Genomic DNA, 18,349 nt, shown 5'->3' with positions numbered 1-18,349 from the left:
TTGACGAATATTTACTGCTTGTTCTCTCTCAAAGCATCCAGCTTCATCTGAACAATGTTCTGATAGACGCTTCTCCCACCACTCAATTTATCGATTGCTTGTTGATAAGCAATGCGTGCTTCTGTTATTTTTCCAGACGCAGCCAGGATATCCCCTTTCAAATCAGCATAAAGCCCATCAAAAGATTTCCCATGCTGAGCATTCAGCAAACTCAAAGCCTCTTCATATTTTTTCTCATCCAACAAGATGCCAGCTAGGCGCAAGCGCGCAATATCCTTTAGCTCTGGCTCCTTACTCATATCGAGAACCCATTGCAGTTTACTTTTAGCTGTTTGACTATCACCAGCATTTACATTTGCCTGTGCAGCAATGAGTGCTGCGCGTGAGGCATACCCGCTGGCAGGAAAGCCTTCTGTCAACAAATGTGCGGCGTCATTAATCTTTCCAGGATCACTACCCTTCTCAACTTGCTGTTGCAAGACAGCAAATAAATCAGCAGCCTGCTGCGTTTGCTGTTTTTGATAATAGTTCCATGCCTGCGTCCCGACTATCGCGGCAATAACGGTCGTCACCATGATAATCACTGTGTTACCATGCGTCGCCCACCAAGATTTTAGCCCATCTATTTTTTCCTGTTCTTCCAGATTATAAGCTGTCATTTTTCTTTGTCTGTCTAGATAATTAACGATTAAATTCGTTTGAGTAGCGGACCGGCTTCCACTAACCCCACTCTCACCTGCTCAGTTGCCTCACGCAATGGTTTGATACTCACTTCTCCTTCTTTTGCTTCATCATCACCAATAATGACGGCAAAACGAGCACCACTGACATCTGCCTTTTTCATTTGTGATTTGAAACTCCCACCACTGCAATGCAAAATGGCATTTAATCCTTCATTCCGAAACCATTCTGCTGCTTTCCAGGCAAAACCCGCTGCGATCTCTCCTTGATGAACAACATAAATATCTACAGTGGGGCTTGGAATTTGAATTTCACTTTCGCTCATCAAAGTAAGAATTCGTTCAATCCCCATTGCAAACCCACAGGCAGGTGCCGGCTTACCACCCATTTGCGCGATTAGGCCATCATAACGCCCTCCGGCGCATATTGTCCCTTGGGCGCCAAGCTTATCGGTTACCCACTCGAATACAGTACGATTGTAATAGTCCAATCCCCTCACCAGGCGGGGATTTATCTCAAAATCAATACCTTGCTCATGTAACAGGTGTTGCAACGCTTCAAAATGTTGAAGTGAATCCTCATCCAGATCATCCAATAACCGGGGTGCTCCAGTCAGAATTTCACGCATAAGCGGATTTTTACTATCGAGAATGCGTAGTGGATTGCTATGCAAGCGCCTGCGAGCATCTTCATCCAGCTCATCCTGATGCCGCTCAAAATACTTAATAAGCCTCGATCGATAAATGGCACGCGATTCGGTACTTCCAAGCGTACTAATTTCCAGACGTACACCTGAAATACCCAACTGACGCCAAAGTCGTGCACCCATAATAATCAGCTCTGCATCAATATCAGCGTCTGAATAGCCAAGTGCCTCTACGCCAACTTGATGAAATTGCCGGTAACGCCCTTTTTGTGGGCGTTCATGACGAAACATCGGCCCATAGTAATACAATCTCTGTGGTCCTGCATAAAGCAGATTATGCTCAAGCACCGCTCGCACACAGGCAGCGGTTCCTTCTGGCCGCAATGTCAGGCTGTCTCCATTAAGATGGTCCTCAAACGTGTACATCTCTTTTTCGACAATATCAGTCACTGCACCAATCGAACGTATGAATAAATCAGTTTGTTCAACGATGGGAGTACGAATATTACGGTAACCATAGCTTGCCAGCCAAGCGCGTACGGTATCCTCGAAAAACTCCCAACGATGCGTTTCCTCCGGCAGGATATCGTTCATCCCCCGAATAGCCTGAATCATATTAGACATGAATTGATTTTTTTGGGTATTTGGTGCGCACATATTCATCAACGATGCGACGAAACTCACCTGCGATGTTATCTCCTTTCAGAGTAACCGTTTTTTGCCCATCCACAAAAACGGGTGCCACTGGATTTTCTCCTGAGCCAGGTAAGCTAATACCTATATTGGCATGCTTGCTCTCTCCCGGGCCATTGACCACACACCCCATCACCGCGAGCGTCATGTTTTCTACTCCATCGTATTGCTCACGCCAACTGACCATTTGCTCTCGTACATAAGCCTGGATACTTTCAGCTAACTCCTGAAAATAAGTACTCGTCGTTCGCCCGCAGCCTGGGCATGCTGCCACAAGTGGAACAAATGCCCGCAAACCCATGGTCTGAAGGATTTCCTGCGCCACGATAACTTCACGTGCACGATCTCCTCCAGGCTCAGGAGTCAGGGATATCCGTATAGTATCGCCTATACCTTCAAACAACAGCACTGACAATGCCGCAGTCGATGCAACGATCCCCTTTGATCCCATTCCCGCTTCTGTCAGCCCCAAGTGCAACGCATAATCACATTGGTCCGCCAGCTCGCGATAGACTGCTATCAAATCTTGTACACCACTTACCTTGCAAGACAATACGATGTGATCTCGAGGAAGTCCAAGCTCTTCCGCTTTAGCCGCGCTCTCCAACGCAGAAGTAATAAGGGCCTTACGCATCACTTGACCAGCATCCATCGGTTCAGCCGATTTGGCATTTTCATCCATGATGCGTGCCAGCATTTCGGGATCCAAGCTGCCCCAATTTACGCCAATTCGTACAGGCTTATCATATTTACAAGCTGTCTCGATCAGCGTAGCAAACTGCTCATCACGCTTCTTGCCATGACCTACATTGCCCGGATTGATGCGATACTTGTCTAGTGCTTTGGCACAATCCGGATAAGCTGTCAATAATTTGTGACCATTAAAATGAAAATCACCCACCAATGGCACATGACAGCCCATATCGTCCAATCTTGCACGAATCGCTGGCACGGCTTTGGCTGCTTCCGCTGTATTGACTGTAATCCGTACCAGCTCTGAACCGGCACGCGCCAATTGGGCAACCTGTATGGCAGTAGCCACTTCATCCGCTGTATCAGTATTAGTCATCGATTGCACAATGACAGGTGCATCACCGCCAATCGTAACGGCACCTACGCGTACACCGATACTTCTGCGTCGTGGTGAAGAAATATTGTTTTGAGACATTTCTATAAAACCTGAAAAAGAACTAAAAATTTGATGAACAAAATAAGAGACTATTCCAGTGAAAAGCGAGCCACATTATCGCCTTTTCGTGTATAGGGAGCTAGATCAATTAACCTGCTATTGTACGTAAGATTAACGCCAGTAGCATTACCAATCACCAAATAAAGAGGAGGTATCCCTTTTATCACTTGCTCCGTACCTTTGGCATTCATTTTGACAAAGATAACTTTTTTATTGCTGTCTCTTATTTCAACCCATGACTCTTTGGAAAAAATAAAATGCAGTGTTTTTTCGTTACTCTCCACAGCCTCAGTCACAACAGGCTCAGCCACAGGAGGCGTGACTGGAGCAAGTCCAATTTCCGAGGATCTCTTCCCTGGGGGTTCTAACGTATCTACACTGCGTGAAGGAGCTGAAGGTGTCTGCGGCAGCAATAATTCCCTTGTGATCTGACCATTTTCAGCTTGTGAATCAGATGAAGCAGATGCATCAATACTATTCTTTATGGCTGCCTTCTGACCCCAATCTCCACCCTGATATACGCCGTAACCTAGCAAAGCCAGAATTAAGACCACAGTCAGAAACAATATACCACGCCCCCCGCCATCTCGCTTCGACGGAATCAGTGGAATCGTTTTTACCTGCTTTGCAGAACCTTGATGAGCAAGTGCCGGAGTAGATTGAATTAATAAACGAAGCAACGAATTCGTATCAAGTTGGAGCAAGTTACCATAATTTCGAATGAAACCCCGAAGAAATGTGCTGGAAGGAAATTTACTATAATCTTCTTCCTCTATCGCATTGATTTGTTGCACTGACAATCGTAATCGCCTCGCCACCTCCCCCACACTCAAACCGCGTTTTAGTCTTTCAACGCGTAATAACTGCCCGCATCCAGTTACTGTATTAAACTTTTCTCCTGAATTTGTTCCGTGATCAGCAAACTTCTTATTAGGCGCATCTATCCCACTTTCACGCGCATCAAGCTGAGCGGGTATACTTTGGCGAATACCGCCATCAGAAGAAATGATCTCTTCCAGGCTAGTATCAAATACTTTTTGCTTCTCTTCATCACTATTATTCATGATTTAATCTGCCTTCCCGCAGGGCTATCGCCTCATTGGAATCAGGAAAACGCCTTTGTAACTGAAAAGCATAACTCGCCTCAGCCTGGTGATCTCCAATTGCATGTTCAATTTGAATGGCCAACCATAAACTTTCCGACGTAAGTGGATAAGTTTGCATATAAGAAATAATGTTTGATTTAGCTGTTTTGAGATCACCACGCTTGAAATCAATCTCGATTAACCCAAGTACTGCCAGTGGATAGTTGGGACGAATTACCAGGGCTTTTTGAAAGAACGCTTTAGCTCGTGCAAATTCATCACGTTTAAGCACACAAATTCCTGCATTCGAATATGTTTTTTCAGGCATTTCGTAAAGTGGATTTCTTATTGCGCTCATAAAATGATCCACCGCCAGATCCATCTCTTCAGGATGGCGCTGGCAAAGAAACCAACCAAAATTATTGTGTACGTCAGAATCGCTCGGAGCTATTTTAAGTGCACGCTCAAAATTCCAGCGCGCACGTCCATTTTCGCGCAAATTCATATACACCAACCCAAGTACATTATAAGCAGGTGCATAATCCGGGTTTGCTCGCAATGCAATTTCAGCTTCCTCTATGGCTACTCTATACTGATTACGATTGTAATATTGCCCAGCGAGTTCTGTATGAATTTTTGCGCTTTGTTGAGCTCTCTTTCTTGTTTCTTCTGAAGCCTGCCCCATCTCTTTAACAGATAGCTGAGTACATCCTGTGACCACCCCAACAAACATTCCTAGTAAACCGGCCAGCGCCTTTTTCATCCAGCTACCTTCGTGATACTGCGACTTGCTCGTCGGGTTTTATCCAGCACCTGACCAGCCAATTGGCCGCAAGCCGCATCGATATCGTCACCTCGTGTTTTACGCACTGTCGTAACGATCCCTGCTTGCATCAACACATCACGAAAAATTCGTATCGTTTCTAATGAGGAGCGCTTATAACCTGATCCAATAAATGAATTAAACGGAATTAAATTCAATTTACAAGGAATTTTTTTCACCAGATGCACTAACTCATGAGCATGTTCAATACTGTCATTTACACCGTCAAGCATGACATATTCGAATGTAATGAAATCTCTAGGCGCAGCTTGGAGATAACGCTCACATGCAGCCAACAACATTTTGATTGGATATTTCTTATTAATCGGTACCAACTGATCGCGCAAGGGATCATTCGGTGCATGCAAAGAAACTGCCAACGCAACGGGACAGCGCTCGCGCAACCGATCCATCGCAGGCACCAGGCCGGAAGTACTGACAGTTACTTTTCGCCTGGATAAGCCATAAGTGTTATCATCCAGCATCAAGTCCAGCGCAGTTACGACATTCTCAAAATTAGCCAGCGGCTCACCCATACCCATCAGCACGACATTGCTGATGGCCCGGCCAGCATCTTTTTTCTGATCGTGCGCCCTACCATGGATAGAACTTTCTGAGACAAAACAAGCTTCATGAGCTTTTTCAGTTTTGAGCATCTTGTTTGCCCACCACAACTGACCAATGATTTCTGCAACTGTCAAATTACGATTAAACCCCTGCCTGCCCGTTGAACAGAAACTGCATGCGAGGGCGCACCCCACCTGACTGGAAATGCACAGTGTGCCACGATTAACTTCAGGAATGAAAACCATCTCCACAGCATTTCCAGCACCCGTTGACAACAACCATTTACGAGTACCATCTGCAGCAATATGGTCACTAATAACCTCAGGCGATTGAATAATGGCGAGAGCAGCGAGTTTCTCCCGGAATGCTTTTGCCAGATCACTCATTTCAGAAAAATCTGACATGCCTAGTTGATGTATCCAACGCAACAATTGTTTCGCACGATATGGTTTTTCTCCAATATCTATGCAGAAACGCGTGAGACCAGCTGAATCCAAATCAAGTAAATTAATAGCCATATTCATACGCAAGCAACCATCGCTGCAAACTATTTTTAGCGTGAATAAATATCCAATGTAGGGAAAAAACAGGCAATTTCCACTGCCGCCGTCTCGGCTGCATCCGAGCCATGTACTGCATTCGCATCGATATTTTCCGCGAAATCAGCACGAATAGTCCCTTTCTCAGCTTTTTGGGGATCTGTTGCTCCCATCAATTCTCGATTTTTGCTGATAGCGTTTTCTCCTTCAAGTACCTGAACCATGACAGGTCCAGAAGTCATAAATTCCACCAGATCATTAAAAAAAGGACGCCCACGATGAACTGCATAGAAAGTTTCAGCCTCCATTCTGGACAAATGTGTCATACGTGCAGCTATAACTTTTAACCCCGCCTGTTCAAATCTCGAATAAATCTGGCCAATAACATTTTTTGCTACTGCGTCCGGTTTAATAATCGACAACGTTCTTTCAAAAGCCATTAAATACTCCACAAAATTAACAAATCAAAATAAAGGGCTATTCTAACAAAAAATATATACAGATTCTGAAAAAGAGCGCTTAAGACAAGATGTTATGATTAACCAAATTAGCTGGTACAACCAATTCAACTGCTTAATGTTTACATTTTACTTTATAGCACTTTAATATTGACAGCTTCATAACTAGACAAGGATAATGTCATGACCCTCAAAAGAAAACGCTTTTGATTGTTCAGAATAAACTAACTATTTTAAACCTCGTATTTTCCTAAATTTTATTATCTGAGTATCAGATACATTCATAGTGTGTTTTTTTTCCATCATACCCACCCTTGATTTAAGCATCCACGATAAGATCTCTAAACTAAAAGCCTCTTTGACTCCATAAGATTCAAACATGTTTTTTCAACTTTTTGCATGCAATTCTGTCACGGAACTTGGTTTATGAATATTCAGGAACTCATTCGGCAACGGGGCAGAGAAAATTTCACCTTACACGATCTGTATCTTAACAGTCAGATGGTGAAGGTGTTAAAAACAATAGGCTTTGATCGTCATTATGTAAAGGCTGAAGGAGCTTATCTTTTTGACGATCAAGGCAATCGCTATCTTGATTTACTAAGCGGCTTCGGAGTATTCGCATTAGGGCGCAATCATCCGCAAATCACCCAAGTACTTAAAGATGTACTCAGTGCAGATCTTCCCAATTTGGTGCAACTGGATGTCTCCTTGTTGTCTGGTATGTTAGCAGAAAAGCTGGTAGCCATTAGTCCAGAAGGTCTGGAGCGTGTTTTCTTTGCTAACTCTGGAACAGAAACAGTCGAAGCAGCGATCAAATTCAGCCGTTATGCTACAGGTAAATCCAAAATTGTTTACTGCCGGGGAGGGTATCATGGCCTTAGTCTTGGCTCACTTTCTGCTACCGGGGATTCCCATTACAAACAAGGATTTGGCCCACTCGTGCCAGACTTTATTGAAGTACCTTTTGGAGATCTTGCCGCTTTGGAAAAAGCGCTCTCCCAGAAAGATGTGGCTGCCTTTATAACCGAGCCGATACAAGGGCATGGCGTCTGGATACCAGATGATCATTACTTACCGCAAGCTGCTGAGCTAACTCGGCGCTATGAGGCATTATTTATCGCAGATGAAGTACAAACGGGACTGGGACGTACTGGTAAATGGTGGGCTGTAGAACACTGGTCAGTCGTACCAGATATACTCTGCATGGCAAAAGCGCTATCGGGAGGATTCGTTCCTGTCGGCGCACTAGTCTGCAAGGAATGGATTTTTGATCGCGTTTTCAATCGTATGGACCGCGCTGTCGTTCATGGCAGTACTTTCGGCAAAAGTAACCTTGCCATGGCCGCTGGATTAGCTACTCTGGAGGTACTGGAATCAGAAAATCTGATCGAAAAATCTGCTCAATCCGGGCAAGCTATTGTCGATGCACTGCAACCCCTTGTCGGAGAATATGAATGCCTGAAGGAAATTCGAGGAAAAGGCATGATGATTGCCTTAGAATTTACTGAACCCCAAAGCCTGTCTCTTAGGATGTCCTGGAAAATGTTAGAAGCGGCTAACAAGGGATTATTCTCGCAAATGATTACCGTCCCCTTATTTTCCCGGCATCGTATTCTGTCCCAGGTAGCAGGGCATGGCATGAATATTGTCAAGTTTATTCCACCACTCATACTTACAGAATCCGATATCAAGTGGATAGTAGATGCGACCAAAGCTGTTATCCGTGATGCACATCGTGGTCCTGCTGCAGTTTGGGATTTAGGTAAAACGCTTGCAACTAAGGCTCTGCGAATAAAAGCCGGTACTTAACAATTTTTAAAGAAAACTATAAAAAGCATTCCATGGTAGAGCATGGTATGTAGAGCACCCCCCTTTGAGCTAAGCGCTGAATGCTACATGTTTCCATAAGCACTTCCCTTTGCTTTCTTTATCGATATTCTCAAGCTGCCGCTCGTGCAATTCAAGTTCTTTGTCATTGGCAGGCAATACTGTCAAATGCAGATTTTCCACGATGATTGCTGTATCAAACGATAATGGCGCAATATCCAAATCCATTAACAAACTTTCTTGCCCTCTGGTCATGGCTAAATAGACCTCGGCTAGAAGCTCCGCATCCAGTAATGCGCCATGTAAGGTACGCCTCGAATTATCAATCTGATAACGCTCGCACAACGCATCCAAATTATTGCGCTTACCGGGGTGAATCTCTTTGGCAATAATGAGAGTATCAGTAATCTCGGTACAGTAATTTTTTAGTGGCGGTAACCTGATCAACCCTAATTCATGATCAAGAAACCCTACATCAAAAGGCGCATTATGGATAAGAAGCTCTGCACCTTCAATAAAATCTAGAAATGCCGCACAAATATCACGGAATTTTTGCTTATCTTGCAGAAACTCAGTGGTCAGACCATGTATTTGCAACGCACTTGCTTCGCTTTCTCGCCCGGGATTTAGATAGTAATGAAAATGACGGCCTGTCAATTGCCGGTTACACATTTCAACAGCGGCTATTTCAACAATTCGATGGCCCAATTTGGGATCTAAACCGGTTGTTTCGGTATCAAGAAAAATTTGCCGCATCAATTACTCACCCTTTCGCCTGAGTTTCCTTTTCTTGTGGTCACTGATTCCACTCCCTGGTTAGCCAGTTCATCTGCTCGCTCATTTCCATCATGCCCCGCATGCCCCCGCACCCAACACCATTCAATTTGATATTGCTGTGACAATTGATCGAGCTCTCTCCACAATTCTTCATTTTTGACTGGTTTCCTATCAGCAGTACGCCAACCCCGATTTTTCCAGGCATGTATCCACTCACTGATACCTTTCTGCACATACCGAGAATCAGTATGGAGTTGTATTTCGCAAGATTGCCTTGGAACTGGCAGTGATGCTAACGCCTGCAATGCACGAATTGCTGCGATCAATTCCATCCGATTATTAGTCGTCATTGCTTCACCACCAAATAATTCCCATGTACTCCCTTGGTATTTCAGCAAAGCACCCCATCCACCTACGCCCGGGTTTCCCTTGCAGGCACCATCCGTAAATATCTCCACCACGCATGTAGCATCTTGCATATTTATCAGTTCTTTGTATTTTATTTTATGATTGGTTGTTGAGCGTGATTACGCTCTTTTACAATGCCTTTGAATTTCTGGGTCGCAGGCACAATTTTTCTTTTGGTAGACAAACTATTTTCCCAGCAAGGTTTAATAATACGCATGCCATGGATTTGCTTAATCGCGTGTAAGAAATAAACGCCACCGGAAATCGGCCACCAACGATCTCCTGCGGCCTCCATAAAATGAAAATGCTTTATCCATTTCTCTTTACCGAAAGGAGGCGCATAGCAGCCGAGTCGCCCTCCAACAATCTCGAAATCGAGCAGCTTCAACCAATCCTTGAGACGAGGTAATGCGATGAATTGGCCGCACCAGGGAAATTCATTTCTTGCTGCCTTCCAATATCGATTCATTCCCCAAAGGCTGAAGGGATTAAAACCGCTGATCACGACATGACCCTCTGGCATCAAAACACGATGTACTTCGCGAAGAATCTGATGTGGATTAGAATTGAATTCCAATATATGAGGTAACAATACCAAATCCATACTGCCACTTTCGATAGGCAGGAAATCAGGTAACGCATAGAAGGATGCACCCGGGCTGATGCCAAGACGAAACCGAAAAGGGATACGATTAGTACGTAAAAAATTCAACTGAGGAAATCCAATTTGCAAAGCGTTATAACCAAAAATATTGATAACTGCTTGATCAAAATAGCTTTGCTCCTCCCCAAGCAAATATTGGCCTAGCGAAGTCTCAAACCATTGCTGCATAGCCTGAGCATGCACGGAGAGAGTCATGATGCTGTTAGTGCTCAGCCTTATCATAAATATATTTTTACTAAACCGAGAAAAAACATCATGCTCAATATTTACCCTGTTCGCGCCTTTAAAGACAATTATATCTGGGTAATTCACGACCAGCATTATGCTGCCATTGTCGATCCAGGAAGTGCAACACCAGTATTAGCTTATCTTCAGCAGCAGAAATTGCAACCCATCGCCATTCTCAATACACACCACCATAACGATCATACTGGCGGCAATGTTACATTATCGCAAGCATATTCTCTGCCAGTATATGGCCCTGCAAATGAAAACATTCCTGGGCTTACGCATGGCCTCAAAGAAAGTGATATTGTTCATCTCTCGGAGTTATCACTTGATCTGGTCGTATTGGATATACCCGGTCATACAGCAGGACATATTGCTTATTATGGTGAAAAATCATTGTTTTGTGGCGACACCCTATTTGCCTGTGGCTGTGGTCGCATCTTCGAAGGCAGTGCACAACAGATGTATGCCTCACTTCAGAAACTAGCCAGCCTGCCTGATGAAACCCTTGTCTACTGCACGCATGAGTACACCTTGCCCAATGTCCGATTTGCAAAGGCTATCGACCCCAACAATCCAATCTTAGCACTACGCGCAATCGAAATAGAAGAACAAAGAAAGCGCGATATGCCAACGCTTCCCTCAACATTAGCCATCGAAAAAGCGACAAATCCTTTTTTGCGATGCAACCAGTTAGCAATCATTCATGCTGCTAGCCAGCATTCAGGCAAAACACTGTCAGACCCCCTCAGTGTTTTTACAGAAATTCGCAAATGGAAAGATATCTACTAAATCAAATTTCCGAAATTTACTTTTCCATACTCCCCCAAATCGAAGTAAGCGAAAAAAGAGTCTGCTAAATTCATATGCAATTAAACTGCACAACCATCCGTCCCACACCCTACAGATTCAGCCTCATTCTGCTTGCTTAGAGCAGACTGTAGCTGTTCGGTTTCATCGACCTCTTCTGCAAGCAAAGTACCTATTGATACACCCAATATAAAATCACTGACATGACCAAATTTATGCATGCGCAGATGACCAGTCTTATCGATTAGAATAGTCGTGGGTGTGCCTTGCATCTGATAAGTCATCATGGTATGCGGAATGACATGCTGATCATTCGGCTTATCGATCCCAATCGGAAAACGCAATCGATACTCATAAGCAAATACTTCAAGTGCTTCACGACCCATTACTGAATGATGCTCAAAGACCGTATGGAGGCCAATCACGGCAACTTGATCTGAATTGAATTCTTCGAATATCCTTTGCGTCTGAGGAATACCAACTTGCACACAGCCTGGGCACAGCATCTGAAAAGCATGGAGTAATACAACCTTACCGCGCAATGATGCTAATGTAATAGGTTGAGGTGTATTAAGCCAACTGACTGTCTGGAGTTCTGGCGCTAAAATTTTTCCATTTGCTTGATTAGTTTTCATTAATTAACTACCTTTTGTTTTAGAAACTGCATATTATTATAATTTTAAATCAAAATTTACTTTGTCGACTTCCTCTTGCCACATTGTTAATACTGTTAACGAACTTGCCTTTACCTCATTTCTGATCGGAGATAATGGAATTAGGAAGCAACAGCATGAACACAAGCGAGTTGCATGAAATCTCTTTAAATTTTATTAAAAAAGAAAGGGCAAGTTATTCTGCACCGAGAAGCGCTGAGAATAAAATGCCCCCTCTTTCTAAAACTTTGAGAGGATTATTGCAGCAAGCCTTTTCTCCTGCTCATCACTTTATCAGGTTGCTTTACTTACTTTCCAGGTTTGCCAGCACGCAATACGGGGTAGTATTGGGTAAACACGTTGTCTTCAGCGGCATTTTCTTTATGACAAGTGTTGCAAGATTCATCAGTTTGTGGGGCTGCGCTCTTGCTTTCATAGCTTTCAAAACCAAAGTATGCCCAGTTATTAAATCGATCAGCAAAACGCTTGGAATCCTTGACTGTAGCAGCTATGCCGAGGTATTCTCCCTGAAAGTAACCATTGCCACTGGCCGCTTCCTCGGCACCGACACTAACCAATTCTTTAACAATAATTGTACCATCACGAAATTTTCCAGTTTGCTTCCAGTGTGCCCAGCTAACAGGATCAATGTACACATTGTGAAACTCAGGGAATGCTGGATTGCCATCGTTCATATCTTTTGGTGTCACAGGTGCACCAACGAAAATCCATTCACGGTAATTTTTAGGTGTTAGCAGCTCTCCATCCTTGTTGAAATGAGCATAGGTTGTTCTGCCATGTTCATGACGATCATCATGCTGACCAGCAGCAACAGAAGTTGCCTGGCCAACTAGCAGACCAGATAACAATAATGGCGTCAAAACACCTAACAACGTTCTTTTAAACTGTGACATAATCAATCCCTAAAGTAATTAAATCAGAATACTCAGAAGACAGCTATCAACAACGACCGCTCTCTTTTTTAATGGTAGACAGAGCTGCATACTGCGTCAAGGCAAGAATCAATTACACTTGTTATATCAAATATAAACAATGCGTTCATGCGGAATGGCAGCAATGACACTTATGCTAGCAGCTCAAGAAATGGGTTATGCTTCTTGCCCGATGGATGGATTTGATTTTGAAGCAGTCGCAAAACTGATTAAACTGCCTGAAGACCATGTGATCTCAATGTTTGTTGCTATTGGCAGGGGAATCAAGGAAGCATGGCCACGTGGTGGACAACTTCCTTTAAAAGAAGTCATCTCTTATAACAAATTCTAGACTCTCCCTCCATGCTTCCTTGCAATACTTTGTGATTAGAAATATCTGAGAATGATTACAAACCAATAAAAAATGACATATCAGCCTAATTTCCCGCGGCTCGTATTGCCTTAAGATTTTCTTTGGCTTCTTCATTTCCCTGTTTCGCAGCCTTCTCAAACCATTCAATCGCTTTATTCATATCTTTAGGCACACCCTCGCCTACCAGATACATGACACCGAGGTTATTTTGCGCATCCACGTTGCCTTGTTCAGCAGCCTTGGTAAACCACTCCACTGCTTTGGCGGGATCTTGTGGAACGCCATGACCTTCGGCGTACATCAGACCCAGATTAAATTGGGCACCCGCATGCCCTTGCTCTGCAGCACGATGAAACCAGCCTGCAGCTGATTCAAGGTCATAGTCCATAATTTTTCCCGTCGCATCCCTGGATATGGCCTCTCCAGAATAGAACAAGAAACCAAGAGCAGTCTGCGCTTCAGCATCGCCCGCTTCCGCATCCTGGCGTAATTTTAGAAATCGTTCTTCAGGTGATAATCCATCATCCGCCATTGGCATGATTTTTTTCAGCAAATCAGCCTTTTGTTCCGGAGTTAATCCTTCTTCAAATACGGAAGGCAATTCATTGATGGCAGTGATCTCATCCGGGAATCTCGTTGAAGATTCATCTGTTCCAGGGGATGTACCTTCACCGCAGCCAGCAAGCAGTAATAAAGCAATTAATGTAAAAGCACGCGTATTCATCTAGTAGTTTTGCCCTTCTTATCGGCAGGTAAAAATTTAATGAAAATTATACCATTTTGGTTGTACTACAGTCAGATAAACCATCAAACTCAAGCTGATAAATCAATAAGAAATTCATAAGATTATTACTCAGAATAATCTCTATTTGGCACCTGCTTTTTGAAGTAATTCAATGACACCCTTATGATCATATTTTTTAGCCAGCAATAATGCAGTCGCACCATTTTCTGCCTTAGTATTAATTTCCGCACCCACAGCAAGTAGCGTCATTGTCACTCCTTGATGGCCATTTTGTGCGGCTAGCATCAGCGCAGTTGCACCATTTTTTGCTTGGCTATTAACATTGGCGTTTGCTTGCAGCAAATACTGGACAACGATTTGGTTACCCACTTGCGATGCAAACATAAGTGCTGTAACACCTTCATTTGTAGCAGCATTGACATCAACACCCGTTTCGAGCGATAAGCGCACTATCTCCAGGTGATTTCTTTGCGACGCTAACATCAATGCTGTCAGCCCATTGTCGGTAACCGCGTTTATATCTGCATCAGCAGCAAGTAGTGCCTGCGCGATACCCAGGCGGTTATCCTGCGCAGCCAATATAAACACAGTCCGGCCATTTTTTGCCTTCACATTTGCGTCTGCTCCAGAGTCAAGCAAAAGCTTGACGATACTTTCGTGGCCATTCTCCACTGCACCTACCAATGCCATATTCTTATCGCGTGTTTCATAATTTTTCTCAGACATTGAAAGTAATGCTTTCACTTGGGACAAGCTGCCGCGTGTAGCTGCATTAACCAGATCATTATTTTCTAAACCAGCCAATGCATGGCTTGCAAAATGTAGTAACCCTATCAGGATTCCTAAAGCATATAAATTAATTCTTGACCAGATCATTTTTATTCCTCCTCTATATATTCACTCAACTTAGTAATCAGTAGCAGATAGATCTATTTAAAATCCTCTGTTATTCATCAAAAATGAATTTTAACTTTCACTGATGATAAATAACCGTTGATATTCCTTGATTGCAAAACGATCAGTCATGCCCGCGATATAATCAGCAATAGCCTGATGTCCATATTGAGAAAATTTAATCTGATATGCTGGAGGTAGTAGTCGAATATCTGAGTTGAACGCATTGAATAACATTTTAATCGTATGGTGCGCCTTATTACTCATGCGTGTTACTTGAAAATGCCGATAAAGATTCTCCTGCAAAAAGCTTTTTAATTCCTGCTGCTCCTGCTTTATCTTTTCGCTGAATCCAATCAGGTATGCCGCTGATCGCACTGCATCCAGGCCATCTGGCCGCACATTTTCAATGTTGCTTTTACTTTGCAGGGTTAAATCTGTTGCTACACTATTAATCATGCCACGTATCGTTTCATGAATTAAACGTCGGCCATCAATATTCGGATAGTCTCTTTTCACCTGCCATAGGTGTCTGGAAAATATCTCTATCTTTTCCAGTTGCGACAAGGTAATAAAACCGGAACGTGAACCATCGTCCACATCATGATTATTGTACGCAATTTCATCAGCAAAATTGGCAAGCTGTGCCTCCAGTGAAGGTCTTTGGTTGATTAAAAAACGCTCTCCTACTTCACCCAGCTTTTCGGCATTTTTTCTAGAAACATGCTTGAGGATGCCTTCACGGGTTTCAAAGCACAAATTCAAACCATCAAAAGCACCGTAACGTTCTTCAAGCACATCAACTATTCTTAAAGACTGAAGATTATGCTCAAAACCACCATATTCCTTCATGCAATCATTCAAAGCATCCTGCCCTGCGTGGCCAAAAGGTGTGTGCCCTAGATCATGCGCCAGCGCTATTGCTTCAACTAAATCCTCATTCAGCTGCAAATTTCGCGCAATAGAACGTCCAATCTGGGCCACCTCCAGACTATGTGTCAAGCGAGTGCGAAACAAATCACCTTCATGGTTAACAAATACCTGTGTTTTATATTCGAGCCGACGGAAAGCTGTTGAATGAATTACCCGGTCACGATCGCGCTGAAATTCACTACGACCAGCAGGAGGTGTTTCTTTGATGAGGCGTCCGCGCGAATTAACAGATGATACTGCGTAAGGTGCCAAGTCATTCATTTGCCATACAAGTTAGCAACGTCCCTCTTAAAGTTGATGCAGGAACATCATGACTCATCATCGCCTCACCAATACGCTTCAGCAAAATAAAACGCATTCTCCCTTCTTCTACTTTTTTATCAAGCTTCATCAATCGCAAGTAATCATCTGGAGAAAGTTTTGGCGCAATGACCGGTAGCCCTGCCTTTTGAAATATACTGTGTATGCGCTCGAAATCGATTTCATTGATAAATTTTAGTTGTTTTGACAGCTCTGCAGCCATTATAATGCCCGCAGCAACCGCTTCACCGTGCAACCATACACCGTAACCCATTGCGTTTTCAATTGCATGACCAAAGGTGTGGCCAAGATTAAGCAGTGCCCGCATGCCGCTCTCACGCTCATCTGCGGCAACAATTTCCGCTTTGATCTCACAACTGCGACAAATGGCTTTACTTAGAATGTCAGCATCGCGCGCAATCAACCCAGTAATGTTCTGCTCCAACCACGTAAAAAAATCAGCATCATGTATGAGACCGTATTTGATCACTTCTGCAATGCCGGCACGCAATTCTCTGTCCGGCAAGGTATTAAGTGTTTTACTATCTGTCAGCACAACTCGTGGTTGATAAAATGCACCAATCAAATTTTTGCCAAGCGGATGGTTAATGCCTGTCTTACCGCCCACTGAAGAATCCACTTGCGCGAGTAATGTAGTAGGAATTTGAATAAAAGGTACGCCTCGCAAATAAGTCGCTGCCGCAAACCCTGTCAGATCACCAATAACCCCTCCTCCCAATGCAATCAGGGTAGTTTTTCGCTCACAGCGTTGCTCCAATAAAGCATCGAAAATCAAATTTAATGTTTGCCAATTTTTATGATCCTCACCATCAGGCAAAATAATTGCAATTGAGCAGACCTCATGCCGCTCTAACGCCATACGGAATCTATCCAGATAAAGAGGGGCTACAGTAGTATTAGTTACAATCGCAACCCGTTTTTGAGGCAAATGAGGCAATATCAAATCTACCCGCTCTAATATCTCATTACCGATATGGATGGGATAACTTCGATCCTGCTTGGGAGAAAATAACGCTACCTTAACAGTCTGCATGTCATTCATATGAAGCAATCATTTTCGGGAAAAACTCATCCCTTCTGGGATTCATAATTATTTGATTGATAAGCCTTGATCGCGGTTTTTTTTCGATTTAACGCCTCAGCCCGGAGTTTTTTAAATTTGAAGAAAAGCAGTTTTCGGGCGAGCCGTTGTACGAGAGAGCGCACCCCTTGTTTTCCGCTATCTATAATGATATGCGCTGCTTCGCGATATAGAGCATCGCGTTGAGCATGAAGCTCTGTTAATCTCGCATGCAAGTCCTCTGTCTGAAGTAATGGCCTATTTTTATCAGAGCGCGTTCTTCGTTGCAATTCATCCACGGATGCACTCAAATAAACCACGATACCATGCTGTCTTAATAAAGCACGATTTTCAGCACTCAGCACTGCTCCTCCACCAGTAGCAAGCACAATATTCTCTGCTTGCACCAGCTCATGCAACACCTCCGTTTCACGTCTACGAAACCCAACCTCTCCTTCAATTTCAAAAATCAAAGGAATTTTAACGCCAGTACGCTGTTGAATCTCATGATCGGAATCGACAAACGTTTTACCCATGTAATTTGCCAGTAATTTACCAATCGTAGTTTTTCCAGCACCCATCATACCTACGAGAATAACATTCCCCTGTAAAAACTTTACATCGTGATTTTTTTTTGTAGTTGGTTTGATTAATTGCATAAGGACAATTGTAACGGAATACTTTCGCCTACGCAGAGATTCCAAACAGTCCATAAAAAAATTCATCTATTCTAATTTTTATAAATAACCGATCCTGCTTCCCTGCGCGCCAAGATAATAAATAAAATTAGACTAAATGCTACAAAATTACTCAGCATCACGCCACTGAGCCCCCACATCTCCGTTGATCGCTATGGAACCTCAGTCAGCGTTATAAATACCTCCCAAATGAGACTCTGATAAAATTGCTCATGTCATAGGGAATGTTTTCCCCAATCCCCTTAGATGTTTAGTCCCACGGTATGCTGGGAAGGATCAACGTTAAATCGTTCTGGCTCCTTTGTCCATATTTTGCAAATGTATTCGCAAGGCGTGAGGCCC

19 protein-coding genes and 1 pseudogene are annotated in these 18,349 nt (G+C 43.4%); 3 read left to right on the top strand and 17 right to left on the bottom strand.

The window, feature by feature from the left end:
- Nucleotides 1-11: 11 nt before the first annotated feature.
- The 7 genes from BLV54_RS07925 to ndk are packed head-to-tail and all read right to left on the bottom strand — an operon-like array spanning nt 12 to nt 6,663.
- Nucleotides 12-659, bottom strand: a complete 648-nt coding sequence (locus tag BLV54_RS07925) for a YfgM family protein (protein ID WP_090570252.1) — start codon at nt 657-659, stop codon at nt 12-14.
- 29 nt (nt 660-688) lie between these two features.
- Nucleotides 689-1,951, bottom strand: a complete 1,263-nt coding sequence (gene hisS / locus BLV54_RS07920; RefSeq protein WP_090570288.1) for a histidine--tRNA ligase — start codon at nt 1,949-1,951, stop codon at nt 689-691.
- Nucleotides 1,944-3,188 (bottom strand): flavodoxin-dependent (E)-4-hydroxy-3-methylbut-2-enyl-diphosphate synthase, encoded by a 1,245-nt coding sequence (gene ispG, locus BLV54_RS07915; protein WP_090570249.1) that lies wholly within the window; start codon nt 3,186-3,188, stop codon nt 1,944-1,946. The genes hisS and ispG overlap by 8 nt, the downstream gene beginning before the upstream one ends.
- Nucleotides 3,189-3,238: 50 nt before the next feature.
- Nucleotides 3,239-4,273, bottom strand: a complete 1,035-nt coding sequence (locus BLV54_RS07910) for a RodZ domain-containing protein (RefSeq protein ID WP_090570246.1) — start codon at nt 4,271-4,273, stop codon at nt 3,239-3,241.
- Nucleotides 4,266-5,057 (bottom strand): type IV pilus biogenesis/stability protein PilW, encoded by a 792-nt coding sequence (gene pilW / locus BLV54_RS07905; protein ID WP_090570243.1) that lies wholly within the window; start codon nt 5,055-5,057, stop codon nt 4,266-4,268. The genes BLV54_RS07910 and pilW overlap by 8 nt, the downstream gene beginning before the upstream one ends.
- Complete coding sequence (gene rlmN / locus BLV54_RS07900) at nt 5,054-6,202, bottom strand: dual-specificity RNA methyltransferase RlmN (protein ID WP_090570286.1); 1,149 nt, start codon at nt 6,200-6,202, stop codon at nt 5,054-5,056. The genes pilW and rlmN overlap by 4 nt, the downstream gene beginning before the upstream one ends.
- A gap of 35 nt (nt 6,203-6,237) precedes the next feature.
- Complete coding sequence (gene ndk / locus BLV54_RS07895) at nt 6,238-6,663, bottom strand: nucleoside-diphosphate kinase (RefSeq protein WP_090570241.1); 426 nt, start codon at nt 6,661-6,663, stop codon at nt 6,238-6,240.
- 444 nt (nt 6,664-7,107) lie between these two features.
- Between ndk and BLV54_RS07890 the strand changes: the two genes are divergently transcribed.
- Nucleotides 7,108-8,493: an aspartate aminotransferase family protein gene (locus tag BLV54_RS07890; protein WP_090570239.1), complete on the top strand. Its 1,386-nt coding sequence runs from the start codon at nt 7,108-7,110 to the stop codon at nt 8,491-8,493.
- A gap of 69 nt (nt 8,494-8,562) precedes the next feature.
- On the opposite strand, the gene dnaQ is transcribed toward BLV54_RS07890, so the two are convergent.
- From dnaQ to BLV54_RS07875, 3 genes are read right to left on the bottom strand one after another with little or no spacing between them, the layout of a single operon-like run.
- Nucleotides 8,563-9,267, bottom strand: coding sequence for a DNA polymerase III subunit epsilon (gene dnaQ, locus BLV54_RS07885; RefSeq protein ID WP_090570236.1), 705 nt, complete (start codon nt 9,265-9,267; stop codon nt 8,563-8,565).
- The gene (gene rnhA / locus BLV54_RS07880) at nt 9,267-9,767 is read right to left on the bottom strand and encodes a ribonuclease HI (protein WP_090570233.1); all 501 of its coding nucleotides are present in this window, start codon (nt 9,765-9,767) and stop codon (nt 9,267-9,269) included. The genes dnaQ and rnhA overlap by 1 nt, the downstream gene beginning before the upstream one ends.
- Before the next feature lie 20 nt (nt 9,768-9,787).
- Nucleotides 9,788-10,582 carry a class I SAM-dependent methyltransferase gene (locus BLV54_RS07875; protein ID WP_256329271.1) on the bottom strand — a complete coding sequence of 265 codons (795 nt, stop codon included), beginning with the start codon at nt 10,580-10,582 and terminating at the stop codon, nt 9,788-9,790.
- 33 nt (nt 10,583-10,615) lie between these two features.
- Between BLV54_RS07875 and gloB the strand changes: the two genes are divergently transcribed.
- Entirely contained in the window at nt 10,616-11,380 is a 765-nt protein-coding gene (gene gloB, locus BLV54_RS07870; RefSeq protein ID WP_090570283.1) for a hydroxyacylglutathione hydrolase, read from the top strand.
- A gap of 80 nt (nt 11,381-11,460) precedes the next feature.
- On the opposite strand, the gene BLV54_RS07865 is transcribed toward gloB, so the two are convergent.
- Together BLV54_RS07865 and BLV54_RS07860 are read right to left on the bottom strand one after the other, a co-directional pair.
- Nucleotides 11,461-12,033, bottom strand: coding sequence for a peroxiredoxin family protein (locus BLV54_RS07865; protein ID WP_090570228.1), 573 nt, complete (start codon nt 12,031-12,033; stop codon nt 11,461-11,463).
- A gap of 326 nt (nt 12,034-12,359) precedes the next feature.
- Nucleotides 12,360-12,965, bottom strand: coding sequence for a cytochrome P460 family protein (locus BLV54_RS07860; protein ID WP_090570225.1), 606 nt, complete (start codon nt 12,963-12,965; stop codon nt 12,360-12,362).
- 139 nt (nt 12,966-13,104) lie between these two features.
- On the opposite strand from BLV54_RS07860, the pseudogene BLV54_RS07855 reads away from it, so the two are divergent.
- Nucleotides 13,105-13,335, top strand: a pseudogene (locus BLV54_RS07855) (nitroreductase family protein); the annotation flags it as partial.
- An 85-nt stretch (nt 13,336-13,420) separates the two neighbouring features.
- Here the strand turns inward: BLV54_RS07855 and BLV54_RS07850 are convergent.
- The 5 genes from BLV54_RS07850 to BLV54_RS07830 form a co-directional block, all read right to left on the bottom strand.
- Nucleotides 13,421-14,080, bottom strand: coding sequence for a tetratricopeptide repeat protein (locus tag BLV54_RS07850; protein WP_090570222.1), 660 nt, complete (start codon nt 14,078-14,080; stop codon nt 13,421-13,423).
- Between the two features lie 141 nt (nt 14,081-14,221).
- A complete protein-coding gene (locus tag BLV54_RS07845) occupies nt 14,222-14,977 on the bottom strand; it encodes an ankyrin repeat domain-containing protein (protein WP_090570219.1) in 756 nt (251 codons plus the stop codon).
- Between the two features lie 90 nt (nt 14,978-15,067).
- Complete coding sequence (locus BLV54_RS07840; protein ID WP_090570216.1) at nt 15,068-16,189, bottom strand: deoxyguanosinetriphosphate triphosphohydrolase; 1,122 nt, start codon at nt 16,187-16,189, stop codon at nt 15,068-15,070.
- On the bottom strand, nt 16,182-17,282 hold the full coding sequence (gene aroB / locus BLV54_RS07835) for a 3-dehydroquinate synthase (RefSeq protein WP_090570280.1): 1,101 nt from the start codon (nt 17,280-17,282) through the stop codon (nt 16,182-16,184). The genes BLV54_RS07840 and aroB overlap by 8 nt, the downstream gene beginning before the upstream one ends.
- 35 nt (nt 17,283-17,317) lie before the next feature.
- Entirely contained in the window at nt 17,318-17,968 is a 651-nt protein-coding gene (locus tag BLV54_RS07830; protein ID WP_090570277.1) for a shikimate kinase, read from the bottom strand.
- Between the last annotated feature and the right edge of the window lie 381 nt (nt 17,969-18,349).

The organism is Nitrosomonas sp. Nm33 (genome assembly GCF_900107265.1).
Classification (GTDB): domain Bacteria; phylum Pseudomonadota; class Gammaproteobacteria; order Burkholderiales; family Nitrosomonadaceae; genus Nitrosomonas.
The sequence above is the reverse complement of the archived record's forward strand: the minus strand, read 5'-3'. Positions and strand labels throughout refer to the sequence as shown.

Bases quoted from the DNA above. Each gene is read 5' to 3' on its own strand.
- BLV54_RS07925 (WP_090570252.1), bottom strand. From the start codon at position 659: ATGACAGCTTATAATCTGGAAGAACAGGAAAAAATAGATGGGCTAAAA.
- hisS (WP_090570288.1), bottom strand. From the start codon at position 1,951: ATGTCTAATATGATTCAGGCTATTCGGGGGATGAACGATATCCTGCCG.
- ispG (WP_090570249.1), bottom strand. From the start codon at position 3,188: ATGTCTCAAAACAATATTTCTTCACCACGACGCAGAAGTATCGGTGTA.
- BLV54_RS07910 (WP_090570246.1), bottom strand. From the start codon at position 4,273: ATGAATAATAGTGATGAAGAGAAGCAAAAAGTATTTGATACTAGCCTG.
- pilW (WP_090570243.1), bottom strand. From the start codon at position 5,057: ATGAAAAAGGCGCTGGCCGGTTTACTAGGAATGTTTGTTGGGGTGGTC.
- rlmN (WP_090570286.1), bottom strand. From the start codon at position 6,202: ATGGCTATTAATTTACTTGATTTGGATTCAGCTGGTCTCACGCGTTTC.
- ndk (WP_090570241.1), bottom strand. From the start codon at position 6,663: ATGGCTTTTGAAAGAACGTTGTCGATTATTAAACCGGACGCAGTAGCA.
- BLV54_RS07890 (WP_090570239.1), top strand. From the start codon at position 7,108: ATGAATATTCAGGAACTCATTCGGCAACGGGGCAGAGAAAATTTCACC.
- dnaQ (WP_090570236.1), bottom strand. From the start codon at position 9,267: ATGCGGCAAATTTTTCTTGATACCGAAACAACCGGTTTAGATCCCAAA.
- rnhA (WP_090570233.1), bottom strand. From the start codon at position 9,767: ATGCAAGATGCTACATGCGTGGTGGAGATATTTACGGATGGTGCCTGC.
- BLV54_RS07875 (WP_256329271.1), bottom strand. From the start codon at position 10,582: ATGATAAGGCTGAGCACTAACAGCATCATGACTCTCTCCGTGCATGCT.
- gloB (WP_090570283.1), top strand. From the start codon at position 10,616: ATGCTCAATATTTACCCTGTTCGCGCCTTTAAAGACAATTATATCTGG.
- BLV54_RS07865 (WP_090570228.1), bottom strand. From the start codon at position 12,033: ATGAAAACTAATCAAGCAAATGGAAAAATTTTAGCGCCAGAACTCCAG.
- BLV54_RS07860 (WP_090570225.1), bottom strand. From the start codon at position 12,965: ATGTCACAGTTTAAAAGAACGTTGTTAGGTGTTTTGACGCCATTATTG.
- BLV54_RS07850 (WP_090570222.1), bottom strand. From the start codon at position 14,080: ATGAATACGCGTGCTTTTACATTAATTGCTTTATTACTGCTTGCTGGC.
- BLV54_RS07845 (WP_090570219.1), bottom strand. From the start codon at position 14,977: ATGATCTGGTCAAGAATTAATTTATATGCTTTAGGAATCCTGATAGGG.
- BLV54_RS07840 (WP_090570216.1), bottom strand. From the start codon at position 16,189: ATGAATGACTTGGCACCTTACGCAGTATCATCTGTTAATTCGCGCGGA.
- aroB (WP_090570280.1), bottom strand. From the start codon at position 17,282: ATGCAGACTGTTAAGGTAGCGTTATTTTCTCCCAAGCAGGATCGAAGT.
- BLV54_RS07830 (WP_090570277.1), bottom strand. From the start codon at position 17,968: ATGCAATTAATCAAACCAACTACAAAAAAAAATCACGATGTAAAGTTT.